This window comes from Micromonospora sp. NPDC049274, assembly GCF_040678875.1.
GTDB lineage: Bacteria > Actinomycetota > Actinomycetes > Mycobacteriales > Micromonosporaceae > Micromonospora.
Map to the genome: position 1 here is coordinate 38,320 of NZ_JBFAQS010000005.1, position 25,086 is coordinate 63,405.

The 25,086-nt window shown below is 73.3% G+C and carries 23 protein-coding genes; 17 read left to right on the top strand and 6 right to left on the bottom strand.

All coding sequences use genetic code 11. The features are described from left to right. Positions 1-5: 5 nt before the first annotated feature. A complete protein-coding gene (locus AB0K10_RS11240; protein WP_007075406.1) occupies positions 6-302 on the top strand; it encodes a DUF4193 domain-containing protein in 297 nt (98 codons plus the stop codon). Positions 303-423: 121 nt separating this feature from the next. Next, positions 424-1,221, top strand: a complete 798-nt coding sequence (locus tag AB0K10_RS11245; protein WP_363682281.1) for a hypothetical protein — start codon at positions 424-426, stop codon at positions 1,219-1,221. Between the two features lie 19 nt (positions 1,222-1,240). Here the strand turns inward: AB0K10_RS11245 and AB0K10_RS11250 are convergent, their stop codons facing one another. Beyond that, positions 1,241-1,768, bottom strand: a complete 528-nt coding sequence (locus AB0K10_RS11250) for a DUF3093 domain-containing protein (protein WP_363682909.1) — start codon at positions 1,766-1,768, stop codon at positions 1,241-1,243. A gap of 90 nt (positions 1,769-1,858) precedes the next feature. Here AB0K10_RS11250 and dut point away from each other — a divergent pair, with 90 nt between their 5' ends. The 4 genes from dut (at position 1,859) to AB0K10_RS11270 (ending at position 4,302) form a co-directional block, all read left to right on the top strand. Next, positions 1,859-2,383, top strand: a complete 525-nt coding sequence (gene dut / locus AB0K10_RS11255) for a dUTP diphosphatase (RefSeq protein WP_363682283.1) — start codon at positions 1,859-1,861, stop codon at positions 2,381-2,383. Positions 2,384-2,408: 25 nt separating this feature from the next. After that, positions 2,409-3,083 (top strand): DUF3710 domain-containing protein, encoded by a 675-nt coding sequence (locus tag AB0K10_RS11260; protein ID WP_363682285.1) that lies wholly within the window; start codon positions 2,409-2,411, stop codon positions 3,081-3,083. Positions 3,084-3,209: 126 nt separating this feature from the next. Continuing rightward, the gene (locus AB0K10_RS11265) at positions 3,210-3,590 is read left to right on the top strand and encodes an OB-fold nucleic acid binding domain-containing protein (protein WP_357498525.1); all 381 of its coding nucleotides are present in this window, start codon (positions 3,210-3,212) and stop codon (positions 3,588-3,590) included. Between the two features lie 25 nt (positions 3,591-3,615). Continuing rightward, positions 3,616-4,302 (top strand): DUF3159 domain-containing protein, encoded by a 687-nt coding sequence (locus AB0K10_RS11270; protein WP_363682287.1) that lies wholly within the window; start codon positions 3,616-3,618, stop codon positions 4,300-4,302. A 38-nt stretch (positions 4,303-4,340) separates the two neighbouring features. Here the strand turns inward: AB0K10_RS11270 and AB0K10_RS11275 are convergent, their stop codons facing one another. Together AB0K10_RS11275 and AB0K10_RS11280 are read right to left on the bottom strand one after the other, a co-directional pair. Further along, on the bottom strand, positions 4,341-5,030 hold the full coding sequence (locus AB0K10_RS11275) for a TrkA family potassium uptake protein (protein ID WP_363682289.1): 690 nt from the start codon (positions 5,028-5,030) through the stop codon (positions 4,341-4,343). Between the two features lie 3 nt (positions 5,031-5,033). Then, positions 5,034-5,699 carry a TrkA family potassium uptake protein gene (locus tag AB0K10_RS11280; RefSeq protein WP_363682291.1) on the bottom strand — a complete coding sequence of 222 codons (666 nt, stop codon included), beginning with the start codon at positions 5,697-5,699 and terminating at the stop codon, positions 5,034-5,036. 172 nt (positions 5,700-5,871) lie between these two features. On the opposite strand from AB0K10_RS11280, the gene AB0K10_RS11285 reads away from it, so the two are divergent. The 3 genes from AB0K10_RS11285 to dxs all read left to right on the top strand — a co-directional run bounded on the left by AB0K10_RS11285 (position 5,872) and on the right by dxs (position 11,260). Beyond that, entirely contained in the window at positions 5,872-7,941 is a 2,070-nt protein-coding gene (locus AB0K10_RS11285) for an APC family permease (RefSeq protein ID WP_363682293.1), read from the top strand. A gap of 34 nt (positions 7,942-7,975) precedes the next feature. Then, on the top strand, positions 7,976-9,232 hold the full coding sequence (locus AB0K10_RS11290) for a TRAM domain-containing protein (RefSeq protein ID WP_363682911.1): 1,257 nt from the start codon (positions 7,976-7,978) through the stop codon (positions 9,230-9,232). A gap of 81 nt (positions 9,233-9,313) precedes the next feature. Next, on the top strand, positions 9,314-11,260 hold the full coding sequence (dxs, locus tag AB0K10_RS11295) for a 1-deoxy-D-xylulose-5-phosphate synthase (protein WP_363682295.1): 1,947 nt from the start codon (positions 9,314-9,316) through the stop codon (positions 11,258-11,260). A gap of 113 nt (positions 11,261-11,373) precedes the next feature. Here the strand turns inward: dxs and AB0K10_RS11300 are convergent, their stop codons facing one another. Further along, positions 11,374-12,534 (bottom strand): hypothetical protein, encoded by a 1,161-nt coding sequence (locus tag AB0K10_RS11300; RefSeq protein ID WP_363682913.1) that lies wholly within the window; start codon positions 12,532-12,534, stop codon positions 11,374-11,376. 497 nt (positions 12,535-13,031) lie between these two features. On the opposite strand from AB0K10_RS11300, the gene AB0K10_RS11305 reads away from it, so the two are divergent. Beyond that, the gene (locus AB0K10_RS11305) at positions 13,032-14,747 is read left to right on the top strand and encodes a hypothetical protein (RefSeq protein WP_363682915.1); all 1,716 of its coding nucleotides are present in this window, start codon (positions 13,032-13,034) and stop codon (positions 14,745-14,747) included. Beyond that, positions 14,747-16,573: a hypothetical protein gene (locus AB0K10_RS11310; protein WP_363682297.1), complete on the top strand. Its 1,827-nt coding sequence runs from the start codon at positions 14,747-14,749 to the stop codon at positions 16,571-16,573. The genes AB0K10_RS11305 and AB0K10_RS11310 overlap by 1 nt, the downstream gene beginning before the upstream one ends. On the opposite strand, the gene AB0K10_RS11315 is transcribed toward AB0K10_RS11310, so the two are convergent. Next, a complete protein-coding gene (locus AB0K10_RS11315) occupies positions 16,570-18,435 on the bottom strand; it encodes a hypothetical protein (RefSeq protein ID WP_363682299.1) in 1,866 nt (621 codons plus the stop codon). The two genes, AB0K10_RS11310 and AB0K10_RS11315, sit on opposite strands and share 4 nt — an antisense overlap. A gap of 150 nt (positions 18,436-18,585) precedes the next feature. On the opposite strand from AB0K10_RS11315, the gene AB0K10_RS11320 reads away from it, so the two are divergent. The 6 genes from AB0K10_RS11320 to AB0K10_RS11345 all read left to right on the top strand — a co-directional run bounded on the left by AB0K10_RS11320 (position 18,586) and on the right by AB0K10_RS11345 (position 24,077). Further along, positions 18,586-19,863 carry a PQQ-binding-like beta-propeller repeat protein gene (locus AB0K10_RS11320; protein WP_363682301.1) on the top strand — a complete coding sequence of 426 codons (1,278 nt, stop codon included), beginning with the start codon at positions 18,586-18,588 and terminating at the stop codon, positions 19,861-19,863. After that, on the top strand, positions 19,860-21,149 hold the full coding sequence (locus tag AB0K10_RS11325) for a hypothetical protein (RefSeq protein ID WP_363682303.1): 1,290 nt from the start codon (positions 19,860-19,862) through the stop codon (positions 21,147-21,149). Before AB0K10_RS11320 ends, AB0K10_RS11325 begins: the two co-directional genes overlap by 4 nt. An 85-nt stretch (positions 21,150-21,234) precedes the next feature. Beyond that, positions 21,235-21,903, top strand: coding sequence for a response regulator transcription factor (locus AB0K10_RS11330; protein ID WP_039907546.1), 669 nt, complete (start codon positions 21,235-21,237; stop codon positions 21,901-21,903). After that, positions 21,900-23,081: a HAMP domain-containing sensor histidine kinase gene (locus AB0K10_RS11335; RefSeq protein ID WP_363682305.1), complete on the top strand. Its 1,182-nt coding sequence runs from the start codon at positions 21,900-21,902 to the stop codon at positions 23,079-23,081. Before AB0K10_RS11330 ends, AB0K10_RS11335 begins: the two co-directional genes overlap by 4 nt. Positions 23,082-23,244: 163 nt before the next feature. Then, positions 23,245-23,652: a VOC family protein gene (locus tag AB0K10_RS11340; RefSeq protein ID WP_363682307.1), complete on the top strand. Its 408-nt coding sequence runs from the start codon at positions 23,245-23,247 to the stop codon at positions 23,650-23,652. Next, complete coding sequence (locus AB0K10_RS11345; protein ID WP_363682309.1) at positions 23,649-24,077, top strand: VOC family protein; 429 nt, start codon at positions 23,649-23,651, stop codon at positions 24,075-24,077. The genes AB0K10_RS11340 and AB0K10_RS11345 overlap by 4 nt, the downstream gene beginning before the upstream one ends. A gap of 86 nt (positions 24,078-24,163) precedes the next feature. Here AB0K10_RS11345 and AB0K10_RS11350 read toward each other — a convergent pair whose 3' ends face one another. After that, positions 24,164-24,964, bottom strand: a complete 801-nt coding sequence (locus AB0K10_RS11350) for a hypothetical protein (RefSeq protein WP_363682311.1) — start codon at positions 24,962-24,964, stop codon at positions 24,164-24,166. Between the last annotated feature and the right edge of the window lie 122 nt (positions 24,965-25,086).

Below are 25,086 nucleotides of genomic sequence, written 5' to 3' on the forward strand. Positions count from 1 at the left end.
AACCGATGGCCACCGACTACGACGCCCCGCGTCGCGACGAGGTCGACCTCGGCGAGGACAGCCTGGAAGAGCTCAAGGCACGGCGCGTCGACTCACAGTCGGGCGCGGTGGACGTCGACGAGGCCGAGGTCGCCGAGAGCTTCGAGCTGCCCGGTGCCGACCTGGCCGACGAGGAGCTCACTGTCAAGGTGCTACCGATGCAGCAGGACGAGTTCCGGTGCGCCCGCTGCTTCCTGGTCCACCATCGCAGCCAGCTGGCGGTCGAGCGCAACGGCGAGCTGATCTGCCGAGAGTGCGTCTGACACTCACGACACCGGCGGCGGCCCTCCTGATCGGGGCCGCCGCTACCGGTGTAGGCATGCGACGCCTGTGGGTACCTGCTTGACTCGTAGCGGGTAGCCACAGCACCGGGAGGTCCGACCCATGAGCGATCGAGGCGACACCACCGACGGCGGCGGGGACGACCTCGGCGCCACCGTCGCGGCGTTGACCGCGGACGACATAGCGCCGGCCCGGCGGCGCCAACTGCTCACCCGGATGGTGAGCCAGGCCCGCAGCCGGGGCATTTCCGACCTGTTCAAACCTCGCGCCGCAGTGCGCTGGATGACCGACACGGTGGCCGAGATCGCCCCGCACGTACCCGTGCGGGACCTCGCGACCCTGCGTCGACACTTTCCCGGCCTGGACGACGCCGCCCTGGCCGAGCGACTGATCCGCAACGCCTCCCGCGCCACGGCCGGGATCGGCGCGGCCGGCGGGGGAGTCGCGGCAGTCGAGTGGACCGTCGCGCCCACGCTGCTCTCCGCGCCCGTGCTGCTCGCCGCCGAGACCGTCGCCGTCGTGGCGGTGGAGCTGAAACTGATCGGTGAGCTGCACGAGATCCACGGCGTGGCGCTGCCGGGCGCCGGCGGTCAACGGGCGGTGGCCCTGGTGCACTCCTGGGCCACCCAGCGCGGGGTCAACCCGATGGTGCCCGGCGTGGGCGTTGGCGCGGTGCTCGGCACCGCCGCCCGCAAGGAGATGCGGGACATGCTGCTGCGCCGATTCGGGCGCAACCTCACCACGCTCGGGCCGTTCCTGACCGGCGCGGCGGTGGCCAGCTTCCTCAACCGCCGGGCCACCCGCCAGATGGCCGACCAGCTCCAGGTGGACCTGCGCCGTCAGGGCATCGCCCGGCCGGCGCCACCGCCGGCCCTGCCCGGCCCGCCCACGGGCACCTGAGCGGAGCCGCCGACGTCGATCAGCCCGGCTCGCCGGCCGTACGGTCGGCAGGCCGGCGCGCGTCCCGCGCGGCCAGCACCGCCTCGGCCAGCTCGACCGGACGCCTGCTGCTGACCACCCAGAACGGGGTCGGATCGGCCGGGTCGTCGAGCACCACCTGCACGGCGCCGCCGACCCACGGCCGCTGCACCACGAAGGCGAGTGGGTCCGCGCCCACACCGAGCACCTCACGGCGGCCGGCCACGTCCAACGGAATCACGTCGGCCACGAAGCGCACCGGCAGCCGGGCGTCGTCCACCCGCAGCTCGGAGTCGACGACCGCGACGCGGATCCGGCCCAGCCACCACAGCCCGGCGGCGGTGACCGGCAGCAGCACCGCGAAGGGCACCCAGGCGCGGGCGCCGGGGCCGCCCATCCAGATCTCGACGGCCAGCAGCGCGGCGGCCACCAGCCCGGTCAGCCACAGCCACCAGGGCAGGTCCAGCCGTTCGGCGTACGCCGGACGGGCCGGAACCGGCGACCGATCGGCGGACGGGGAGGGCGACATGCTCACTCCTGCGAGGGTACGGCGCACGGCGGGCCGGCCAACCGGCAGGATGGCAGGGTCACCGGAGACAACCGGACGAAGAGGGGACCCGTGACCGACGTCGTACCCGTGCCCGTACGGCTGCTCGATGCCGAGCTGCCGCTGCCCACGTACGCCCATCCCGGCGATGCCGGGGCCGACCTGGTGGCCGCCGCGGACGTGGAGCTGCCGCCCGGCGGTCGGGCCCTGGTGCCCACCGGCGTGGCCGTCGCCCTGCCTGACGGGTACGTGGGCCTGGTCCATCCGCGCTCCGGCCTGGCGGCCAGGCTCGGCGTGACGGTGCTCAACGCGCCCGGTACGGTCGACGCCGGCTACCGGGGTGAGATCATGGTCAACCTGATCAATCATGATCGGGACACGCCCGCGAAGATCTCCCGTGGCGACCGGATCGCCCAGCTCGTCGTCCAGCGGGTCGCGCGGGCGCGGTTCGAGCCGGTGGCCGAGTTGCCCGGTTCCGCGCGCGGGACCGGCGGGCACGGCTCGACCGGCGGGCACGCCGGGCTGGTGCCGTCACCGGCCGGCCAGGAGTGGGCCGACCAGCGGCGGCCCGGGCAGACGGAAGAGGTGGCAGGGTGATTGTGAACAGCGGAGGGTGGGCGCAGTGATCTTCTCCCGAAAGCGGGCCGATGCCGGGCGGCACACCCGCGACGAGCGGACCGCCGAGGTCCTCGACGAGGGCACCGGGGCGTCGACGCCGGGGCTGGTGCGCGGGCCGTACGACATCTCCGAGGTCGACGACGACGTGCAGCGACTCGACCTCGGCAGCCTGCACATCCCGGCGGTGGCCGAGGTGGAGGTGCGGGTGCAGGCCGACCCGCAGGGCGTGATCCAGCAGGTGGTGCTGGTGCACGGGGACAACGCGCTGCAGCTCGGCGTCTTCGCTGCCCCCCGGTCCGAGGGGATCTGGGACGAGGTGCGCGAGGAGATTCGTCAGTCCCTGCTGAGCGACGGCGCCGCCGCCCAGGAGGTCGAGGGCGAGTACGGCCCGGAGCTGCACGCCCAGGTGCGAACCCCGGACGGCCCGACGAACCTGCGATTCGTCGGCGTCGACGGGCCGCGCTGGATGGTCCGGGGCGTCTTCCAGGGCCCGGTGGCCACCGACCCGGCCAGCGCCGGGCCGCTCGCCGAGTGCCTGGACGGCCTGGTGGTCGACCGTGGCCAGGAGGCGAAGCCGGTCCGTGAACCGCTGCCGCTGCGGCTGCCCCGCGAGATCGCCGACCAGGCCGGCGCCGAGGGCGCGGACGCGTCCGCCGCCGCCGAGCCCCGCCAGGTCTGACCGACCGCGCACCGGCCCGCCGGAACCGGGCCCGTCGGCGTACGCTGGCGGGACGGTTCCGGCGTCGCCGGAGCTGGGCCGGTGCCGGCCAGCGCCGGCGAGTGTGGAGAGGGTGACGCGGAGGTCATGACGACCGACGAGAGCAGGGTGTCGCTGCGGCGCATCCTGCAACGGTTCACCGCCAGCGAGGCCGAGATCGACGCGCAGGAGCTGCGTCAGGAGAGCGCCGAGTGCGGTGGCGTCCTGGCCCAGCAGTGCTCCCGAGGTCAGGTGGTCTCGGTCGCCGGTCGGCTGCGCACGGTGGTCTACACGCCGCGCACCAACCTGCCCACCCTCGAGGCCGACCTGTACGACGGCAGCGACGTGGTCACGCTGGTCTGGCTGGGCCGGCGGCACATCTCCGGGATCGAGCCGGGGCGGCACCTGACCGCGCGCGGTCGGGTGGCCATGCGCGACGACCGCAAGGTCATCTACAACCCTTACTACGAGCTGGACTCGCCGAAGTGACGGCACCGCGGACGGAAGGCCGGGCATGACGACGGGACAGCACCGGGCAGCACAACCGGAGACCGATCCTCCGCAGGACGACGAGCCGCTGCCCACGATCGCCGAACAGATGGCCGACCAGCTCGGCGGGTGGCGAGGGCTGGTCGAGTCCAGCATCCCAGTGGTCGTCTTCGTGCTCGCCAACATCATCGGCGACCTGCGGCCGGCCGTGATCGCCTCGGTGGCCGTCGCGCTGGTGATCGCCGGGTTGCGGCTGGCCCAGCGCCGGCCGATCCGGCACGCGGTCAACGGGCTGTTCGGTGTGGGCATCGGCGCCGCCATCGCCTGGCGTACCGGCGACGAGCGGGACTTCTACCTTCCCGGCATCCTCTACGGCATCGGCTACGGCATCGCCCTGCTGATCTCGGCGGTCGTCCGGCAGCCGCTTGTCGGGTGGATCTGGTCGGTGCTGGTCGCCAAGGGCAAATCGGAGTGGCGGGCCGACCCGAAGCTCGTACGCACCTTCACCCGGTTGACCGTGCTCTGGGGCGTGGTGTGGCTCGCCAAGGTGGGCGTGCAGGCCGGGCTCTACCTGGCCCATCAGGACACCGCGCTGGGCGTGGCCCGGCTGGCGTTGGGCTACCCGCCGTACGCGCTGCTGCTGCTCATCACCGTCTGGACGGTGCGTCGGGTCACCCGGGAGCCGCAGCCGACCCCGCTGCCCGGCGCCTGATCGACCGCGCCCCCCGCGGCCCGGCGGCAGCTCAGTGCTCAGCGTGAGCCGCGGGTCCGCTCGACGCTGTCCGGGCCGAGGATGACCGCGCGGACGTCGTCCTCCACCTCGGCGGTGCAGACGAAGATCAGCTCGTCGCCGGCCTCGATGGGGTCGTCCGGGCTGGGCACCAGGACGCGCTTGCCGCGCAGGATCGCCACCAGGGCGGAGTCGCGGGGCAGCGGCACCGCGTGGATGGGCTGACCGACGTAGGGCGCGGTCGGCGGCAGGGTGATCTCGACGAGGTTCGCCTCGCCCTGCCGGAAGGTCATCAGGCGGACCAGGTCGCCGACGGTGACCGCCTCCTCGACGAGCGCGGCCATGACCCGCGGCTTGCTCACCGCGACGTCCACGCCCCACTGCTCGGTGAAGAGCCACTCGTTCTCGGCCCGGTTGACCCGAGCCACCACCCGGGGCACCGCGAACTCGGTCTTGGCCAGCAGCGACAGCACCAGGTTGGTCTTGTCGTCACCGGTCGCCGCGACCACCACGTCGCAGCCGGCGACGTTGGCCTCCTCCAGGCTGGCCACCTCACACGCGTCGGCGAGCACCCACTCGGCGGCCGGAACCCGGTCCGGCCGGAGCATCTTCGGCTGCCGTTCGATGAGCATCACCTGGTGACCGTTCTCGATCAGCTCCTGGGCGATCGAGCGGCCGACGTTGCCGGCGCCCGCGATGGCGATCCGCATGGCTCAGTGCCCCCCTTCCGGCGGCGTCGCCGCCACCGACGTGACAGTCGCCACGATGTCGTCGCTGACCAGCATGAACACCTGGTCGCCCTCCTGGACGACTGTGGAGGCGGTGGGCAGCGTGCCGATGCCGAAGCGGATCAGGTAGGCCACCCGCGCGCCGGCCGCCTCCTCCAGGGCGCGCACCGGGCGGCCGATCCACTCCTTGTGCACCGGGACCTCGACGATCGACACGGTGCTCGTCGGGTCGCGGAAGATCTCCACGTTGCCCTCCGGCACGAGGTGCCGCAGCATCCGGTCGGCCGTCCAGCGCACGGTCGCCACAGTGGGGATGCCCAGCCGCTCGTAGACCTGGGCCCGGCGCTGGTCGTAGATGCGGGCCGCCACGCGGGACACGCCGAACGTCTCGCGGGCCAACCGCGCCGAGATGATGTTCGAGTTGTCACCGCTGGAGACGGCGGCGAAGGCGTCCGCGCGTTCGATGCCGGCCTGGCGCAGCACCTCGCCGTCGAAGCCCGCCCCGGTCACCGTGATCCCGGCGAAGTCGGGGCCGAGTCGCCGGAAGGCGTCGGCGTCCTGGTCGATCACCGCCACCGAGTGCCCCCGGGACTCCAGGCTGTGAGCGAGGGTCGACCCGACCCGGCCACACCCCATGATCACGACGTGCACGCTGTCCCTCCCAAGGTGCGTACCGCTGCCGCTGGCCTTCCGCCGCCGGTGGCTTCGGGTCCGAGCCTGCCACGTCCGGGTCGACAGCGGGACCGACCGTACCCCCTCATCCCGGCCGAGCGTGATCGCCCACCCCCGCGTTCGCACAGTGGTGGTCGTACTCTTGGCGTTCGTGGCCAGTCCCACCTCGCTGTTGAAGCGAATGCTCCTCGGTCGACCGTTCCGGTCCGACCGTCTGCAGCACACCCTCCTGCCGAAGCGCATCGCGCTGCCCGTGTTCGCCTCCGACGCGCTGTCCAGCGTCGCGTACGCGCCTGACGAGATCCTGCTGACCCTCTCCATCGCCGGCACCTCGGCGTACTTCTTCTCCCCGTGGATCGCCCTCGCCGTGGTGGTGGTGATGCTCACGGTGGTGGCCAGCTACCGGCAGAACGTGCACGCCTACCCCTCCGGCGGCGGCGACTACGAGGTGGCAACGGTCAACCTCGGGCCGAAGTTCGGGGTCGGCGTGGCCAGCGCCCTGCTTGTCGACTACGTGCTCACGGTGGCCGTGTCGGTCTCCTCCGGGGTGGCCAACCTCGGCTCGGTGGTGCCGTTCGTGGCCACCCACAAGGTCATGATCGCGGTGCTCGCGGTGGTCCTGCTGACCGCCGTCAACCTGCGCGGGCTGCGCGAGTCGGGCACCGCGTTCGCCATCCCCACCTACGGTTTCGTGATCGTGATGGGCGGAATGCTGCTCACCGGGCTGTTCCGCGTCTTCGTGCTGGGCGACGACCTCCGTGCGCCCAGTGCCGGCCTCGTCATCCAGGCCGAGCACAGCGTGACCGGTTTCGCGCTCGTCTTCCTGCTGCTGCGGACGTTCAGCTCCGGCGCCGCCGCGCTCACAGGTGTCGAGGCGATCTCCAACGGCGTTCCCGCGTTCAAGGCGCCGAAGAGCCGCAACGCCGCCACCACGCTGCTGCTGCTGGGCGTGATCGCGGTGAGCCTGCTGGTCGGGATCATCTGGCTGGCCCGGCTGACCCGTCTGCAGTTCGTCGAGGACCCGGCTCTGCAGATCGTCTCGGGCCCCGACGGGTACGTGCAGAAGACGGTGACCACCCAGCTCGGCGAGACGGTCTTCGGCTCCGGCTCGTTCCTGCTCTACGTGGTGGCCGGGATGACCGCGCTCATCCTCTTCCTGGCCGCGAACACCGCGTTCAACGGCTTCCCGGTGCTCGGCTCGATCCTCGCCCAGGACCGCTACCTGCCCCGCCAGTTCCACACCCGGGGCGACCGGCTGGCCTTCTCCAACGGCATCACCTTCCTCGCCCTCTTCGCGATCGTGCTGATCGTCGGGTTCCAGGCCGAGGTGACCCGCCTCATCCAGCTCTACATCGTCGGCGTCTTCGTCTCGTTCACCGTGTCCCAGGCCGGCATGATCCGACACTGGAACCGGCGCCTGCGCACCGAGCGGGACCCGGAGGCACGGCATCGGATGCTGCGGTCCCGGGCCATCAACACGTTCGGCATGGGTCTGACCGGCACGGTGCTGGTGATCGTCCTGATCACCAAGTTCCTGCTCGGCGCCTGGATCGCGATCGCGGCGATGGCGGTGATCTACGCGCTGATGCTGGCCATCCGCCGGCACTACGACCGGGTCGCCACCGAGCTGACCCCGCCGGACGAGGGCCGGGCCGTGCTGCCCGCCCGCAACCACGCGATCGTGCTGGTCAGCAAGCTGCACCAGCCGACGCTGCGGGCCATCGCGTACGCCCGGGCGACCCGGCCGGACACGCTGACCGCGGTGACCGTCAACGTCGACGAGAAGGACACCCGCGACCTGCAGGCCGACTGGGAGCGGCGGGAGATGGCGATTCCGCTCACCGTCGTCGACTCGCCGTACCGGGAGATCACCCGCCCGATCCTGGACTTCGTCGCGTCGACCCGCCGTACGTCACCGCGTGACGTGGTCACCGTCTTCATTCCGGAGTACGTGGTGGGGCGCTGGTGGGAGAACCTGCTGCACAACCAGAGCGCGCTGCGCCTCAAGGGCCGGCTGCTCTTCGAACCGGGGGTGATGGTGGTCAGCGTCCCGTGGCAGCTCGCCTCGACCGCGAGCAAGAACCTGGACCGGCTGGACGCGGCACTCTCCAACACGCCGGCGCGCGGACCCCGGGGCACCGTGCCACCGGCGGTCACCGCACCGCCGCCGGACGAGTCCGGCCCAGTGGGCACCGAGACGATCGGGAACGGCCGTGACTGAGCGGACCGGACCGCCCGTGGCGGCCGAGCGTGGCCTGGCCGAGGCGGAGCGCGGCCTCGCGGAGGCGGAGCGCGTCGAGCTGACAGTTGACGCGGTCGCCCCCGGCGGGCACTGCGTGGCCCGGGTGGACGGGCAGGTGGTGTTCGTCCGGCACGCGCTGCCCGGCGAGCGGGTGATCGCCGAGGTCACCGAGGTGCACCGGGGGTTCGTCCGGGCCGACGCCGTGACCGTGCTGGACGCCTCGCCGGACCGGGTGGAGCCACCCTGCCCGTACGCGAAGCCGGGCGCCTGCGGCGGCTGCGACCTGCAACACGTCGCCCCGGACGCGCAGCTGGCCTGGAAGACCGCCGTGGTGCGCGAGCAGCTGGTCCGCCTCGGCGGGCTCACCGACGCCGAGCTGGACCGGCTCGGCGTCCGGGTCGAGGCGCTGCCGGGCGGGTTGCTGGGCTGGCGTTCGCGGGTCCGCTACGCGGTCGACGCCGCGGACCGCGCCGGCCTGCTCAAGCACCGGTCGCACGAGGTCGTGCCGATCGACAGCTGTCGGATCGCCCACCCGGCCATCCAGCAGCTGCCGGTGCTCACCCCCACCGGCACGCGCTGGCCGGCCGCCGAGGCGGTGGAGACCGTCGCCAGCACCGGCGGGGACGTGAGCGTCGCCGAGGTCCGCGACGGGGTGGCCACGCCGGTGAGCGGGCCCACCGAGGTGCGCGAGGTGGCCGCCGGGCGGGACTGGGCGCTGCCCGCGTCCTCCTTCTGGCAGGTGCACCCGGCAGCGGCGGACACCCTGTCCACGGCCGTACTGGAACTGCTCGACCCACGCCCGGGGGAGGTGGCCTGGGACCTCTACGGCGGCGCCGGGCTGTTCGCCGCCGGGCTGGCCGCCCGGGTCGGCGCGTCCGGGCGGGTGACACTGGTGGAGGCCGCCGCACAGGGCGTCGCCGCGGCACGGGAGAACCTGGCCGACCTGCCCCGCGTGGAGGTCGTGGCGGCCCGGGTGGAGACCGCGCTGGCCCGCCGCCGGATCACCGGCCCGGTCGACGTGGTGGTGCTCGACCCGCCGCGCTCCGGCGCCGGCGCCCCGGTGGTGCGCGCGCTGGCCGCCGCCGGCCCGCGAGCGGTCGCGTACGTGGCCTGCGACCCGGCGGCCTTCGCCCGGGACGTGCGCACCTTCGCCGGGCTGGGCTGGCGGCTGGCCGCGCTGCGCGGCTTCGACCTGTTTCCGATGACCCAGCACGTCGAACTGGTGGGCCTCCTGCTGCCTGTCGACGTGCCCGCCGTGGACGGGCCCTGACCAGGCGCTCAGCCGCCCGCCGCGATGCGCCCGGCTCGGGCCAGGCTGCGGACCGTCGGGCGGCCGATAGACTCTCCGGTCATGAGCGTTGAAGAGGACACGGCCAACCACGGTCGGTTGCTGGGGACGGTACGCGGTCCGCAGGACGTCAAGCGGATGTCGGGCGAGGAGCTGGATGTTCTCGCCGCGGAGATTCGGGACTTCCTGATCGCCAAGGTCTCCCGCACCGGCGGGCACGTCGGGCCCAACCTCGGTGTGGTCGAGCTGACGCTGGCCATGCACCGCGTCTTCGACTCCCCCCGTGACCGGCTCCTGTTCGACACCGGCCACCAGGCGTACGTGCACAAGATCCTCACCGGACGTCAGGCCGGCTTCGACAAGCTGCGCCAGCGCGGTGGCCTCTCCGGCTATCCCAGCCAGGCGGAGAGCGAGCACGACCTCATCGAGAACTCGCACGCCTCCACCGCCCTCTCCTACGCCGACGGCCTCGCCAAGGCGTACGCCCTGCGGGGTGAGGCGCGCAGCGTCGTGGCCGTGGTCGGCGACGGCGCGCTGACCGGCGGCATGTGCTGGGAGGCGCTGAACAACATCGCCACCGCCGGCAACTCCCTCGTCATCGTGGTCAACGACAACGGGCGGTCCTACTCGCCGACCATCGGCGGCCTAGCCGACCACCTCTCCTCGCTGCGGCTCAACCCGGGCTACGAGAAGGTCCTCGACACGGTCAAGGACGCCCTCGGCTCGACGCCGCTCGTCGGCAAGCCGATGTACGAGGTGCTGCACGCGGTCAAGAAGGGCATCAAGGACGCCGTCGCCCCGCAGGCCATGTTCGAGGACCTCGGCATCAAGTACGTCGGCCCGGTGGACGGGCACGACGTGGCGGCCGTCGAGTCTGCGTTGCGCGCGGCGAAGAACTTCGGCGGTCCGGTGATCGTGCACGCCGTCACCCGCAAGGGGTACGGCTACCGCCCGGCCGAGGAGGACGAGGCCGACTGCCTGCACGGCCCCGGTGGCGCCTTCGACGTGGAGACCGGTGCCCTGCTGGCCGCCCCGGCGGTGAAGTGGACGCACGTCTTCGCCGACGAGCTGCTGGCCGTCGCCGACGAGCGTCCGGACGTGGTGGGCATCACCGCCGCCATGGCCGAGCCGACAGGCATCGCCAAGCTGGCCCGCAAGTACCCCGAGCGGGTGTACGACGTGGGCATCGCCGAGCAGCACGCCGCCACCTCGGCGGCCGGTCTGGCGCTCGGCGGGCTGCACCCGGTGGTCGCGGTCTACGCCACCTTCCTCAACCGTGCCTTCGACCAGGTCCTGCTGGACGTGGCGATGCACAAGCTGCCGGTGACCTTCGTGCTGGACCGGGCGGGCATCACCGGCCCGGACGGCCCCAGCCACTACGGCATCTGGGACATGTCCGTCTTCGGAGTGGTGCCGGGTCTGCGGATCGCCGCTCCCCGGGACGCCGCCACACTGCGCGAGGAGCTGCGCGAGGCGCTGGCCGTCGACAACGGCCCGACCGTGGTGCGCTTCCCGACCGGCACGGTCGCCGCGGACCTGCCGGCGCTGCGCCGGGTCGGCCCGGTCGACGTGCTGGCCGAATCGGCACGTACCGACGTGCTGCTCGTCGCCGTGGGCTCCTTCGGCCAGTTGGGCATGGAGGTCGCCGCCCGGGTCGCCGAGCAGGGTTACGGCGTCACGGTCGTCGACCCCCGCTGGGTCCGCCCGGTCCCGGCCGAGCTGGTCGAGCTGGCCGCCCGCCACCGGCTCGTGGTCAGCGTCGAGGACGGCGTCCGCGTCGGCGGCGTCGGCGACGCCCTCGGCCAGGCCATGCGCGACGCCGACGTCCGGGTGCCGCTCAAGGACCTGGGCGTACCGGCCGACTGGCACCCGCACGGCACCCGCGCGCAGATCCTCGCCGACCTCGGCCTCACCGCGCAGGACGTGGCCCGCGACGTCACCGGCTGGATCTCCCGCCTGGACGCCACCCCGGACCGGCTGACCCCCACCAGGACCCCCGCCCAGAACTGAGCCGGCTCGACCCGACGGCGGGCGCCCCACGGGGCACCCGCCGTCGGGTTTTCGGTCGCCGTGTTGCGGCTTCCGCCCCCGTCTGTCGGGGCCGAGAAGAGCACGATCGAGGCTCAGCGGGAGCGGGGCGTTACCGAGCGGTAGTGGGTCTTGTCGGTGTTGGCCAGGCTGTAGGTCTGGGTGTGGGCCGGCTCGGGGACGACCACCAGGCCGGGGCGCTCCACCAGCAGCGGGGTGCCGGGCGGCACCGAGAGGGAGCTGTCCCGGGTGGCCCGCCAACTCAGCACCACAAGCGGCTGGCCGGGCACCGGCAGCTGGTACGTCTGCAACGGTGTGGCCCGGTCGGCCGGCGAGACCACAGGCGCGCTCCCGTCCGCCGGGCGGTAGACGACGGCGGTCATCGTGCCGGCGTCGGTGTCCCAGCTGAGCTGCTGCAACTCGGCCGGCTCGCCACCGCCGAGAGCCACCTCACCGAGTGAACGAACCGAGAGCTTCGCCATCGGCCAGGACGTCGGCACCGACTTGGGCGCGTCCCGGTCGCCGATCCGACGCGGGATGCTGCCGAACGGGCCCCGCTCGCCGGCCAGCACACAGGTGTCCAGGCCGGTGAGCGCCCGCCGGCCCGCGCCGGACTCGTCGCGGACCAGGGGATAGCGCGGGTCGGTCGTGCCGGTGCCCAGGTCGAGCAGCCGGTCGGCGGCCCGTCCGCGGGGCAGCGACTCGGTGGCCCGCAGGGTCGCCGTCACGCCGACCGCCGTGCAGGTCGGCACGTCGACCGGGGCGCTGAGGCCGTCGGCGACGATAAGCGCCCGGCCCTGCGGCCCGAGCAGCTGCTGCACCCGGGCGGAGACCAGGTAGCGCCGACCGCCGGCCGTCTGCACCGGCAGCACGTCGGAGTAGACCAGGTAGCCGGGGTCGGTGTATTCGGTGGCACGGGCGACCGCGTACCGAGCGCCGTCGCCACTGAGTTGCAGCAGCCAGGACGCGCTCTCGCCGGGCACGTCGGCCGCGACCAGGGCCACCGGGGCCCCGTCGACCCGGCCCGAGAAGAGGATGCCGGACGAGGGCAGGTGCGCCCGCTCGTCGGTAGGTGAACGCCAGTCGCGTACCGCCCTGGTGACCGCCGCCGTCGCCGCCGCGTCAGCGGCCAGGTCGCCCCGGGGCGGCCACACCGTCAGCGTGCCGTCGAGGCTGTCGTACCCCACCCGCAGGTCGCGGGGGGTGCGCTCCGCGACGGGACCGCACGCGGTGGCGGCCAACAGCGCGGCCAGCAGGACGGTGAGCGCCCTGCCGTGCCGGCGGCCCGGAGTCACCTGATCCGCCCCCGATCGCCTCGCCGTCGCTGTGGGAAAGTGCCATAGTACGAGATGTCCGACGCGACGCCGTCGGTGGCCGGCCCCGCACCCACCACAATGGACGCCACCGGGGCTTTAGTGCCTTTTCGCCGCTCGGGTAGACTCCGCCGACTGTGACGCCTCCCGAGTCCCGCGCCCTGTCCGCGCCGCACCCGGAGGCGGCCGGCCCCGACGAGACAGTGAGCCACCACACTCGCACCGCTTCCCGGGCCAGGACCGTCGGCGCTCCTGGCGGCTCCGCCGCTCCGGCCGCCCGTGGTGGCGCTGGCGTGCAGACCGTGGAGCCCGACACCGACACCGAGACCGCGCCGACGGCGGTCCCCGCCGCGCCGGCCACAGCCGACGGCGACGGCGCCGAGGGGGCGGACGAGCCGGGCCGTCGTCGGTGGGCCCGCTGGACCGGGCGACGGCAGCATCTGGCGGTCGGCGTGCTGTTCCTGCTCGCCGCGCTCTGGGTGACCAGCCGGATCTGGCTGGACCCGGCCGGCCGGGTGGCGTCGCTCTATACCGGGGACCCCGCCCAGGTGCAGTTCTTCCTCGCCCACTCGGTGCGGGTGGTGCTGCACGGGGAGTACCCCTTCTACACCGAGCAGTTCAACTATCCCGACGGCGTCAACCTGATGGCGAACACCGCCGTGCTGGCGCTGGGCATCCCGATGGTGCCGGTGACCCTGCTGTTCGGGCCGGCGGTGTCCTTCGTGGTGCTGGTGACGCTCGGCCTCGCCGGCACCGCCATGGCCTGGTACCTCGTGCTGCGCCGCCACGTCGTGCGGACGCCGCTCGCGGCCGCGGCGGGCGGCTGGTTCTGCGGCTTCTCCCCGGCGATGCTCTCGCACGCCAGTTGGCACCCGAACATCATCAGTCAGTTCCTGCTGCCGTTCATCGTCTGGCGGGTGCTGGTGCTCACCCGCTCGCGCCGGCCGGTCCGCGACGGCGCCCTGCTGGCCCTGCTCGTCACCGCGCAGGCGTTCATCAACGAGGAGATCCTGCTCTTCACGGCGCTGGCCTGCGGGATCTTCCTGCTCGCGGTGGTGGCTCAGGAGCCGGCCCGCTGGCAGGCCGCGTGGCGACCGCTGGCCGCCGGCCTCGCCGCCTGCGCGCTGCTGGCCGGGACGCTGCTGGCGTACCCGCTGTACGTGCAGTTCGCCGGGCCGATGGCGTACCACGGGCTCAGTGACGCGGTGCGGGACTACGGCAACGACATCGCCTCCTTCTTCGCACCCGGCTCGGCCACTCTCGGCGGCAACCAGCGGGCCAACGTCAACCTGGCCCCGAACTACTCCGAGGAGAACGCTTTCTTCGGCTGGAGCCTGTCGCTGCTCGCCGTCGGCGTCGTGGTGTGGCTGCGGCGGGAGATGATCGTCCGTGCGCTCGCCGCGACCGGTGCCCTCTTCGCCCTGCTCTCCCTCGGCGAGCGGGTCTCCTGGTGGGACCGGGAGCTGTTCGCCGGGCCGTGGGAGCTGCTGGTGCAGCTGCCCCTGCTGGACGCGGTCGTGCCGACCCGGTTCGGCCTGATCACCACCGTGGTCATCGGTCTGCTGCTCGCGCTCGCCGTCGAGCGGGCCTGGGCGCTGCGCCCGGCCGACAGGCGTACCGTCCGGATGCTCACCGCCGCCGGCCTGGCGTTCGCGCTGCTGCCGATCGCCCCGATGCCGCTGCGGATGGTCTCCCGCCCGCCGGTGCCGCAGTTCATCACCGCCGACCGCTGGCGGGCGTACGTCGGCCCGGACCAGACGCTCGTGCCGATCCCGGTGCCCAGCATGGGCAACACGCACGGCATGCGCTGGGCGGCGGCCACCAACCTCGACTTCAAGATCCCCGGCGGCTACTTCCTCGCCCCCCGCAACGGCAACACTGGCGACCCCGGTCGGTTCGGTGGTCGGCCCAGTGGGGTGGGCCAACTGCTGGAGGAGGTGGCGACCACCGGCCGGACCCCCAAACTGGACGACAGGCAGCGTCGGCGTTTCACCGACGAGTTGCGGCACTGGCACGCGGCGATCCTGGTGCTGCCGGTCCGCCAGCAGCACGTCGAGCCGCTGCGGCGTACCGTCGAGGAGCTCGTCGGCCCCGGCCGGCAGGAGCTGGACGTCTGGGTGTGGGACGTCCGGACGCTTACCGACCGCTCGGTCTGATGTCCACCGGAACGACGTCGGCGGCGACGTCGGCGGGGGATGCGGCGGGGGATGCGACGGCGACGGCCGGTCCGCCGCGCTCGCGCCCCAGCCGGCCGGCGTGGCTGCCGGACGCGCTTGTCATCGCCGGCTACCTGGGGCTGGCGGTGCTGCTGACCAGCGCCCAGTGGGGCCATCCCGGGCGGCTGTTCCACCAGGCCGGCGACCAGGTGCTCTTCGAGTGGATGCTGGCCCACGCGGCACATGCCGTCGTCGCGGGGGAGAACCCGCTCTTCAGCACCGCCCTGAACGCCCCGGACGGGGTCAACCTGATGGCGAACACCTCGGTGCTCGGCCTCGGTGTCCCGCTGACCCCGGTCACGCTGCTGTTCGGCTCGCAGGTGGCGTTCTGCGTGGCGGTGGTCTGCTGCCTCGCCGGCACCGCCGCGGCCTGGTACGTGCTGCTGCGCCGTCGACTGGTCACCGCTCGCTCCGCGGCGGCGCTCGGGGGCCTGGTCTGTGGCTTCGCCCCCGGCATGATCGCCCAGGCCGGGGCGCATCTGCACGTGGCCGCCCAGTTCCTGCTTCCGGCGATCCTCGCCCTGGTGTTCCGTCCCGCGTCGAGCCCGCGCGGGGTGTGGCGTCCCGGTGTCGGCCTCGGCCTGCTGCTCGTCTGGCAGGTATTCATCGGCGAGGAGGTGCTTGTTCTTCTGGCGTTCGCCGCCGGGGTGTTCACGCTGGGCTACGCCCTCGCCGACCGGGCCGCGGCCCGCCGCCTCGCGCCGTCCCTGCTCGGTCGGCTCGCGGTGGCGGCCCTGGTGGCGGTGACGCTGCTGGCGTACCCGCTGTGGTTCCAGTTCCGCGGGCCGCAGCACTACACCGGGATGGCCTTCGCCGCGCACGGCTTCCAGCTCGACGCCGCGTCGTTCACCGCGTCGGCCCGGCAGACAGTGCTCGGTGACGACTGGCTGCCGGGGCTGCTCGCGCCGAACCCGACCGAGGAGAACTCGTTCTTCGGGCCCGGGCTGCTGGTGCTCGCCGTGGTCGTCGTGATCTGGCTGTGGCGGCGGCCACTGGTCCGCGCGTTGGCCGGTTGCGGTGTCGTCTTCGCCCTGCTGTCCCTCGGCACCGACCTGCGGGTGGACGGCACGGCCACCGGCATCGCCGGCCCGTACCGACTGGTCGTCGGCCTGCCGCTGCTCGACCTCGCGGTGCCGGCCCGGTTCGCGCTGGTCTGCGTGCCGGTGCTTGGCGTCCTGGTGGCGCTCTTCGCCGACCGGGTTCGGGCGGCTCGCCGGTCACCGGCCGCGCCGGGACTGCCGGTACGGCTGCTGGGGGCCGGCGCGGTGGCCGCCGCGCTGCTGCCGCTCACGCCGACGCCGATCCGGGTGGTGCCGATCGCGCCGGTTCCGGGGTTCGTCGTCGACGGAGGGTGGCGGCCGCTGGTGCCCGCGGGCCGGACCGTGGTGGCGGTGCCCCCGGTGACCGGCGCCGCGCTGAGCCCGGTGATGCTCTGGTCCGCCCGCACCGGGCTGGTGTTCGGCGCCCCGGGTGGGTATTTCATCGGGCCGAGCGGCCCGGACGACGCTGCGGCCCGCTGGGGCGCCCCGGACCGGCCCACCGCCGTGCTGCTGCGCCGGGTCGCCGAGACCGGCACGGTGCCGGTGCTCACCGAGGTCGACCGCCACCAGGCCGTGGACGACCTGCGGCACTGGCGGGCCGCCGTGGTGGTGCTCGGCCGGTTGACGCACGGTGAACCGGTCCGCCGGACCGTCGAGGAGCTGCTCGGCCCCGGCCGCCCCGTCGACGGTGGCTGGGTGTGGGACGTGCGCGGCCTGGTCGGCTAGCGCTGATCCACAAGCGCGCGGACGTCCCAGACCCAGACGTCGTCGACCCGCTGCGGCGGCCCGATCAGTGCGGTGACCAGCTCGCGCAGCACCGCCTCGCGCGGGTGTGCGCCGAGCACCACCACGGACGCCTTCCAGAACCGCAGGTCCTCCACGGCCTGGCGGCGGTTCTCGTCGGTGAGGACGGGGACCGCGCCCGCGTCCATCGTGGAGTAGATGAGGCTGCTGGTCGGCCGGTTGGGTGCGCCGAAGACACCCTCGCCCAGCTCGTTCGGGCCGATGAAGTAGCCGCCCGGGACGGGGAACTCCTGCCCGGTCAGGGCACTCCACCGCAGCGTGGGCAGGCCGTGCACGTTGCTCGGGATCGGCACCGGCACGAGCGTGCGGCCCTGGGGCACGTACGGCCGCCAGCCGCCGGCGGTGATGAAGTGCGGCGGCGGGTCGATCTGCTGGGCGGGCAGCGGCCGGGGGAAGAGCGGCAGCAGGGCGAGGGCGACCGCCGCGTACCCCAGCGGGCGCAGCCACCGTCGACGCGGCGCGACAGGCGCGGTCGCGGCCTGGTCGTCGGACGTCGCCGGCTCCCCGGCGCGCGGGGCCGGCACGCGGCCCGGCGCGGCCACCGGGCGACCCTGCCGGGCCGCCGCGTCCCAGATCAGCGCCAGCAGGACGCCCACCGCGGCGGCGACCACCAGGGTCAGCCGGGTCGGCATCATCATCTCGACGAGCGGCAGGTCGTCCGGAACGTACGACCAGGGGCCGCGCACGCCGGTCTCCACGCCGTCGAAGCGCACCCGGGGCCCGATCGCGGCCACCGTGAAGACCACGATCAGCACGGCGACGATCCGGGCGGCCAGCGACCGGCGCACCAGCAGCACGAGAGCCACCACCGACAGCAGCACCAGTGGCCAGCCGAACCACGTGTTCTGCTCGGTCATGCCGATCGTCTGCTCCACCGCCGGGTCGCCCGCCCAGGTGTCCCGGGCGAAGGTGACGAAGGCGACCAGGTCCTCGCCCCAGTTGTGGAACACGCCACCCTGCAGGCCGCGGTAGGACTGCGGGCCGTTGAACTGGAACCAGATCGGGTACGCGGCCAGCAGCAGGGCCAGCCCGCCGGCGACGCCCATCCCGGCCAGGAACGGCCCGGCCGCGGCGCGCGTCGCCCGTGGCCGTTGCACCGCGTACGCCAGCACGACGACCAGGCAGGCCAGCGCCGTGAGCAGCAGCATCTCCTCGTTGATGAAGATCTGGTACGTCACCAGCACCCCGAGCACAAGCCCGTTGCGCCGCCACCGGCCCGGCTCGCCCATCCGCAGCACCCGCACCACGATCAACGGCAGCAGGAAGTTGGACACGAAGTTGGGTTGGCCGTTGGCGTGGTGGATGATGCCGGGCGCGAAGCCGAGGAACGCCCCGCCGACGAAGGCCGCCGCCCGGGAGCGCACCAGGTGCCGCGAGAGCATCCAGTAGGCGGTGCCGGCGGTGGCCGCCAGGGCCCCTCCCAGATAGAGCGCGTACGTGACCTGGGGGCCGAACAGCATCGTCAGCGGAGACAGCGGCAGGGTCAGCCCGAGCAGCGACGTGTTGGCCATCATGTTCACCCCGTCCGGGGCGTTCTGCCGGGCCGTGAACAGCGGGTTCTCCAGGTGCCGCACCGAGTACGCGCCGTGCGCGAACAGCCACTCGAACCAGCTGTGGTCGGTGGGCAGGTGCGACGAGACCCGACCGGTCACGTCCCCCCAGTAGTGGAGGCAGACGAAGACGCCCAGCACCACATAGGCTCCGAGGGCCAACAGGTCGGCTCGGGCCGGGCGGCGTCGAGGCCGCCGTGTCGGCTCGACCTCGGCCGGCTCGGCGTCGGTCACGGGATTCAGCGAAGGGTCTACCACCGGCACGGCCACGACGCGCCATCGTACAGGCGGGGATGCGTCGCTTTTGCCGGGCCGGTACGCCCCCCGGCCGGTTTGCCGGGGCCGCCGCCTCCGGTCGGCCCCACCGGCGAGGAAGGGACGGGCGTGTCGATCATCGAACTGGGCGAGGTCCGGGACGAGCCCGAGTCGCCGCCGACGGTCCGCCGACCGCGCGCCGCCAGTCGCCGACTGCGGGCGGGGGCGGTGCTACTGGCGGCCCTCGTCGTGCTGGCCGGGGCGGCGCCGGTGCCGAGGCGGGCGGTGGCGTCGGTGCCGACCGCGCCGGGCGCCTCGACGTACCTCACCGAGGACAGCGTCGTCGTCGTCGACGCGACGACGCCCACCGGGGATCGCTACCTGACCACCTATGCCCTGCCCACGGCGAACGACGACAGCGTCGTGCGGCGCCGGTGGCGGACGCCGCTGGCACGCACAGGTGACTATCTCGCCGTGTGGGCCCGACGCGGCTTGCTGCTGGCAGCGGGCGTCAGCGCCACGAGCAGCCCGATCGAGACGACCGCCTTCGACGCCGGGACGGGCCGGCAGCTCTGGCGGCATCCCGGGGTCGCCCGATGGACGGCAGACGGGGGCCTGCTCCTCGTCAACGACGAGTCCGAGGAGTTCGGCGCGGTGCGCAAGGTGACGCCCGACACCGGCGCCGTCCAGTGGACGGTCTCGGTGCCGGTCGCGGGCGGCCCCGAACTCCACGGTCCACCCGATCAGGTCGACCAGCTCGTGCTCGTCCGGCCGACCGGCGAGGTCCAGGTGTACGACGCCGGTTCCGGCCGCCTGCTGCGCGACGTCGACACGCTGGCCGGTGCCCGGTCGGCGTTCCAGCGGGTGCAGGTGGTGGGCGATCTGGTGCTCCTCGTCCCACCCGGCAGCACCAGGCTGGTCGCGTACGGCCTGCCCGGGCTCGATCCGGTGTGGACGTCCCCGGTGCCGCTGGTGTCCTGGGCGACCACGTGCGGCGACCTGCTCTGCGTGGTCCAGCAGACCGGCGGCATCCAGGCCATCGACCCGGCCACCGGCGCTGTCCGCTGGGCCGACCCGGGTCCGGACATGTTTGTCGAGATCCGGGGAGATCGGCTGCTGGTGACCGGGCCCGACCAGCGGTACGCGGTCCGCGACGCGGCGACCGGGCGGGAGCGCATCGACCTGGGTGAGTGGCAGCTGGTGGCTCCACTGCGGCGCGACGACGAGCTGATCGGCGTGCGGTCGGCCGGCAGGCAGCTCGTGGTCGCCGCGCTGGACCTGCGCACCGGGGGGACGCGCGTCCTGGACGTGCTGCCGGACGTCGCGGGCGGGTGCCAGGCCGCGCTGCCGGTCCTGCTCTGCCGCCGCCTCGACGGCTCGACCGGCCTGTGGCGGTTGGCCCGATGACCGGCGGTGTGATCGACCTCGGGGAGCTGCGGCACGGGCCGGACCTCGACCCGCTGCCCCGCCCACCGTCGGCCCACTGGCGGCCCCTGCGGTGCGCGCTGGTCCTGGTGCTGCTGCTGGCCGGCCTCGCCGGTTCGGGGCCGTTCCACAGGCGCGAGGTGGTGACGCTACCGGCCGATCCCGGCGCCGACGCGCTGGTCTCGGACGACCTCTTCGTCCTCGTCGAGCCGCTCGGCAGGACGGGACAGCGGCGGATCACCGCCACCCGGCTGCCCGGTGGCGAGCCGGTCTGGCAGGTGCCGTTGCCGACCGAGGGCCGGTACTGGGGAGTTGCGCAGCAGGGCGAGGCTCTGCTGGTCACGGGCCACGAGGTCGGCCCGGACCGGCAGGGGACGCTCACCATGGCGCTGGACCGCCGGACCGGGGTGTACCGCTGGCAGTTGCCCGGCAGCCCCGCCGCACTCCCCGACGGCAACATCCTCATGTGGTCGCAGGTCAGCGACTACCAACCCGGCACCCTGCGCGGTGTCGACCCGTGCTGCGGCACCGTGCGCTGGCAGGTGCCGATCACTCCCGGCGGTGAGTTCGTCTTCCGCGACGGCGAGCACGGGGTGGACCGCCTGGTTGTCGCCCGCCCGAGTGGCCCGACCGAGGTCCGCGACGCGACCACCGGCGTGGTGCTGGCCCGCGCCGACCTGGGCACCGCCTCCGGTGGGTCCGGCCTGTCCGTGCAACTGGTGGACGACCTGCTGCTCACCATCGGTGGCCCGTCGCCCACGACCACCGCCTACGGGCTCGACGACCTGCGCCAGCGGTGGAGCGTGCCCGCGGGCGATGCGATGTACGCGTCGGACTGCGGCATCGCCATCTGCCTGCAGACCCGCTCCGGCGGAATGCGGGCGCTCGACGCCGCCACCGGTCGGGAGCTCTGGGGGAGCGACCGCTGGGGGTGGGTCTGGCCGTACGCCGGTCGGCTCGTGGCCACCACGGTGAGCAGCGCCGGACCCGGCGCGCAAGACCTGGTCGTGCTCGACCCACCGACCGGCCGGGTGCTGGCCGAGCTGGGTCGATGGGAGCTGGCCGGGTCCGCCCAGGGCGGCCGGATGATCGGCGTACGCAGTCATCCCGACGGGGGTCTGCTCGTCGCCGAACTGGACGTCACCGATGGCCGAGCGCGGCTGCTGGACGTGCTGCCGGACGCGTCCGGGGACTGTCAGGCCCTCCCCGGGCGACTGCTCTGCCGGCGCCACGACGGCGCGTACGGGCTGTGGTCGTTGCCCCGCTGACCACCGGCGGGTCGATGCGGGCGGCGAGGGAGGATTGTTGCCCGCCGGCACTAGGTTGTCGGTGGTCAGCAGCGAGGAGGCCGGGATGCGGGTACTGGTGGTGGAGGACGAACGCAACCTCGCCGACGCGATCGCGCGCGGATTGCGCAAACGGGGCATGGCGGTGGACGTGGCGTACGACGGCGACGCCGGCCACGAGGCGGCGTTCGTCACCCGGTACGACGTGGTGGTGCTCGACCGCGACCTGCCCGGCGTGCACGGCGACCAGATCTGTGCCGACCTCGCCGCCTCCGGGGCGCTGACCCGGGTGCTGATGCTGACCGCGAGCGGCACCGTGGCCGACCGGGTGGAGGGGTTGCAGCTCGGGGCGGACGACTACCTGCCCAAGCCGTTCGCGTTCGACGAGCTGGTCGCCCGGGTGCAGGCACTGGGCCGGCGGGCCACCCCGGCCGCGCCCCCGGTTCTCGAACTGGCGGATCTGGTGCTGGATCCGGCCCGGCGGGTCGCCACCCGCGCCGGTGTGCCCATGGACCTGACGAACAAGGAGTTCGGCGTGCTCAGCGAGCTGCTCAAGGCCCGCGGCGCGGTGGTGTCCAGCGAGGAGCTGCTGGAGCGGGTGTGGGACGCCAACACCGACCCGTTCACCACCATTGTCCGGGTGACCGTCATGACGCTGCGTCGGAAGCTCGGCGATCCGCCGTTGATCGAGACGGTGGTGGGGGCGGGTTACCGCACCGCCGAGGTCCTGCCGTGAGCCGGCTGGGCCGGTTGCGACCCACCCTGCGGTTGCGGTTGACGCTGCTCAACGGGGTGCTGCTGGTCGGCGCGGGAGCGATCCTGGTGCTGCTGGCCTGGCTGCTGGTCCGCGACGCGCTGCGGCCCACCGACGAGCTGCTGCCCGGCACGGTGGTGGTGCTGTCCGACAACCGGACGATCGATGCCGCGCAGTGGCAGCGACAGTTGGTCGACGCCGCCTCCGGGGAGCTGCTGGCCAAGGGCCTGGTCGCGCTGTTGGCGATAAGCGTGGTCGGGGTGGCGGGCGCGTACGCCGTGGCCGGCCGGGCGCTGCGGCCCCTGCACCAGGTCACCGCGACGGCGCAGCGGCTCGGCGAGGCGACCCTGGACCAGCGGATCGGCTACTCGGGCGCGGACGACGAGGTGGCCGAGCTGGCCAAGACGTTCGACGCGATGCTGGACCGGATCGCGTCCGCGTTCGAGGCGCAGAAGCGGTTCGTGGCCAACGCCTCGCACGAACTGCGTACCCCGCTCGCCGTGATGCGGACCGAGATCGACGTGACGCTCAGTGACGACGACGCGGACGCTGCCGAGTACCGCCGGATGGCGACAGTCGTCCGCGACGCCTCGGAGCGGGCGAACGGCCTGGTGGACGCGTTGCTGGTGCTGGCCCGCAGCGAGGCCCAGACCGGGCGGCGGCTGGGTCGGCGCACCGAGTGTGACCTCGCGACGGGCACCGCCAACGCGCTGTCGGCGATGCGCCGGGAGGTGGAGCGGATCGGCCTGCGCGTGCAGACGTCGCTGGAATCCGCGCCGGTGGTAGGCGATCCGGGGCTGCTCGACCGGTTGGCCGGCAACCTGATCGAGAACGCCGTCCGCTACAACCACCTGCACGGGCGGCTCTGGGTGCGTACCGGCACCGACGGCGAGCGCTCGTGGCTGGTGGTGGGCAACACCGGCTTCGAGGTGGACCAGGCCGACGTGCCGGGACTGTTCGAACCGTTCCGGCGCGGTGGCCGGGAACGCACCGGGGCCCGCGGCTCCGGGCTGGGCCTGTCCATCGTCCGGGCGGTCTGCCAGGCGCACGGCGGCACCGTCCGGGTGGTCGCCCAGCCCGGCGGCGGCCTGGAGGTGACTGTCACCCTGCCGACGGCGGACGCCCCGGCGGTGACCGGCCCGGTGGCCGCCGGAGGCTGAAACGGGGTTGCGCGCGGCGCTCGGCCGATGGCAAGATCGCCGGAGTCAGCTCGAGACGAGAGGGGGTGCGTCGATGTCCACCAGTCATGACTCCGCACCCCGGGTCTTCGCCGGCTGACCCCGGGCAGCGGAGCGTCCTCATCCCACCATGGAGGGACCACCCGTGTATCCACGGATCCGCAATATCAGCTTCGACTGTCACGACACGTACTCCCTGGCCGGTTTCTGGTCGGCCGTGCTCGGCTACGCCCGGCACGACGACGACGTCCCCGGTGATCCGGAGGCGGCCGTGCTGCCGCAGGACGAGACCCTGCCGAACCTGTTCTTCCAAGAGGTGCCGGAGGACAAGGTGACCAAGAACCGGCTGCACATCTGCCTGGAGCCGGTCGACCGGACCCGGGACGAGGAGATCGAGCGGGTGCTCGGCCTCGGGGCCACCCTGGTGACCGACCGACGGCACGCCGACGGGACGGGCTGGGCGGTGCTGGCCGACCCGGAGGGCAACGAGTTCTGCGTGGTCCGCAGCGCCGGGGAACGTGTCGCCACCACCACTGTGGAGGACCAACCGTGAGTTCGACGATTCACAACATCAGCATCGACTGTCACGACACGTACGCGCTCGCCGGCTTCTGGTCGCAGGTCTTCGACTGCCCACGGCATCCCGACGACTTCCCTGGCGACCCGGAGGCGATGCTCTTGCCGCCGGGCGGACCGGAGGTGCTGTTCATCGCCGTGCCCGAGGGCAAGGCCGTGAAGAACCGACTGCACCTGGACCTGGAACCGGCCGACCGGTCCCGGGCCGACGAGGTCGAGCGGCTGCTCGGCATCGGCGCGACGCTCGTCGCCGATCAGGTCAGCCCGACCGGCGGAGGTTGGGTGGTGCTCGCCGACCCGGAGGGCAACGAGTTCTGCGTACTCGGCAACTCGGCCGAGCGAGCGGCGGCAGCGGCGGCGCGGGCCGCGGCTACGGGTACGGGTACGGGCGAGCCGGTCTAGCGCCGGCGGCACCGCTGCCGTCCCATGATCGAATCGGCGGGGCCCCGGTCACCCGCAGGGGTGGCCGGGGCCCGGTCGTGCACGCGTCAGGAGCGCTGCTCGATCTGCCCCCGGATGGTGACGAACTCGGCCTTCGTCTCCTCGGCCGACTTGAAGTACATGACCACCAGGCCCACGCTGCCCCGGTCGGCCCAGATGCAGACGCCCAACGGCACGCTGTTGGTCTTGCCGTCACCGCAGCGCGCGTCGCCGCCGAGCGGGCCGGCCTCGACCGCCGCCATGTTGGTCACCGCCAGTTCGCTGGAGAGCCCGGTCACGGCCTCGTCCAGCTCCTTCTTCGGGTCGGCCATCACGCCGGACACCGCCGTGATCATGACGAGATCCTGCTTGGTCGGATCGCCGTAGAACCCGCCGACGGTGCTGGTCTCGTTCTGCACCTCGGCCTTCATCGAGGTGACCATCTGGTCGGCGATCGACTGCAACTGCGGGTCGGTGTTCTTGGCCCGCCCGGCGAGGGTGGCCGGCGCGACCACCCGGGTCTTGGTGGCGTCGACGACGTCGCCCACCTCGTCCTTCAATGCGAACCAGGCGATCGCCGCTCCGCCGAGGCAGAGCACGAGCACCACGGCCAGCACGATAAGGATGATCTTGCCGACGTTCGACTTCTTGGCCGGCGGTGGGCCGCCGAACTGGTTCGGGTCGCCGTACGGCTGGCCCGGCTGAGCCGGCGGGAAGCCCTGCTGCTGCGGCGGCGGCCAGCCACCCTGCGGCTGGCCCTGCGGCGGCGACCAGCCACCGGGCTGCGGTGGCGCTGGCGGCTGGCCGGGCTGCTGCGGGGGAGGGGAATCGTGCGGCGGGCCGAAGGGGTTGGCCGGCGGCTGGGACATCAGTCAGCTCCAGGATCGGGGTGCGAAGCGCGTGATCCTAACCCGGTGCCGACGGCGGTGTCGCCCGCGCCGGTTTCGTCCGGCGCCCCGCGGTGACCGCCAACGAGCGCGGTGGCCGGCCC

Coding starts and splice junctions, on each gene's coding strand:
- AB0K10_RS11240 (WP_007075406.1), top strand. CDS start 6: ATGGCCACCGACTACGACGCCCCGCGTCGCGACGAGGTCGACCTCGGC.
- AB0K10_RS11245 (WP_363682281.1), top strand. CDS start 424: ATGAGCGATCGAGGCGACACCACCGACGGCGGCGGGGACGACCTCGGC.
- AB0K10_RS11250 (WP_363682909.1), bottom strand. CDS start 1,768: ATGTCGCCCTCCCCGTCCGCCGATCGGTCGCCGGTTCCGGCCCGTCCG.
- AB0K10_RS11265 (WP_357498525.1), top strand. CDS start 3,210: ATGACGACCGACGAGAGCAGGGTGTCGCTGCGGCGCATCCTGCAACGG.
- AB0K10_RS11270 (WP_363682287.1), top strand. CDS start 3,616: ATGACGACGGGACAGCACCGGGCAGCACAACCGGAGACCGATCCTCCG.
- AB0K10_RS11275 (WP_363682289.1), bottom strand. CDS start 5,030: ATGCGGATCGCCATCGCGGGCGCCGGCAACGTCGGCCGCTCGATCGCC.
- dxs (WP_363682295.1), top strand. CDS start 9,314: ATGAGCGTTGAAGAGGACACGGCCAACCACGGTCGGTTGCTGGGGACG.
- AB0K10_RS11310 (WP_363682297.1), top strand. CDS start 14,747: ATGTCCACCGGAACGACGTCGGCGGCGACGTCGGCGGGGGATGCGGCG.
- AB0K10_RS11325 (WP_363682303.1), top strand. CDS start 19,860: ATGACCGGCGGTGTGATCGACCTCGGGGAGCTGCGGCACGGGCCGGAC.
- AB0K10_RS11330 (WP_039907546.1), top strand. CDS start 21,235: ATGCGGGTACTGGTGGTGGAGGACGAACGCAACCTCGCCGACGCGATC.
- AB0K10_RS11350 (WP_363682311.1), bottom strand. CDS start 24,964: ATGTCCCAGCCGCCGGCCAACCCCTTCGGCCCGCCGCACGATTCCCCT.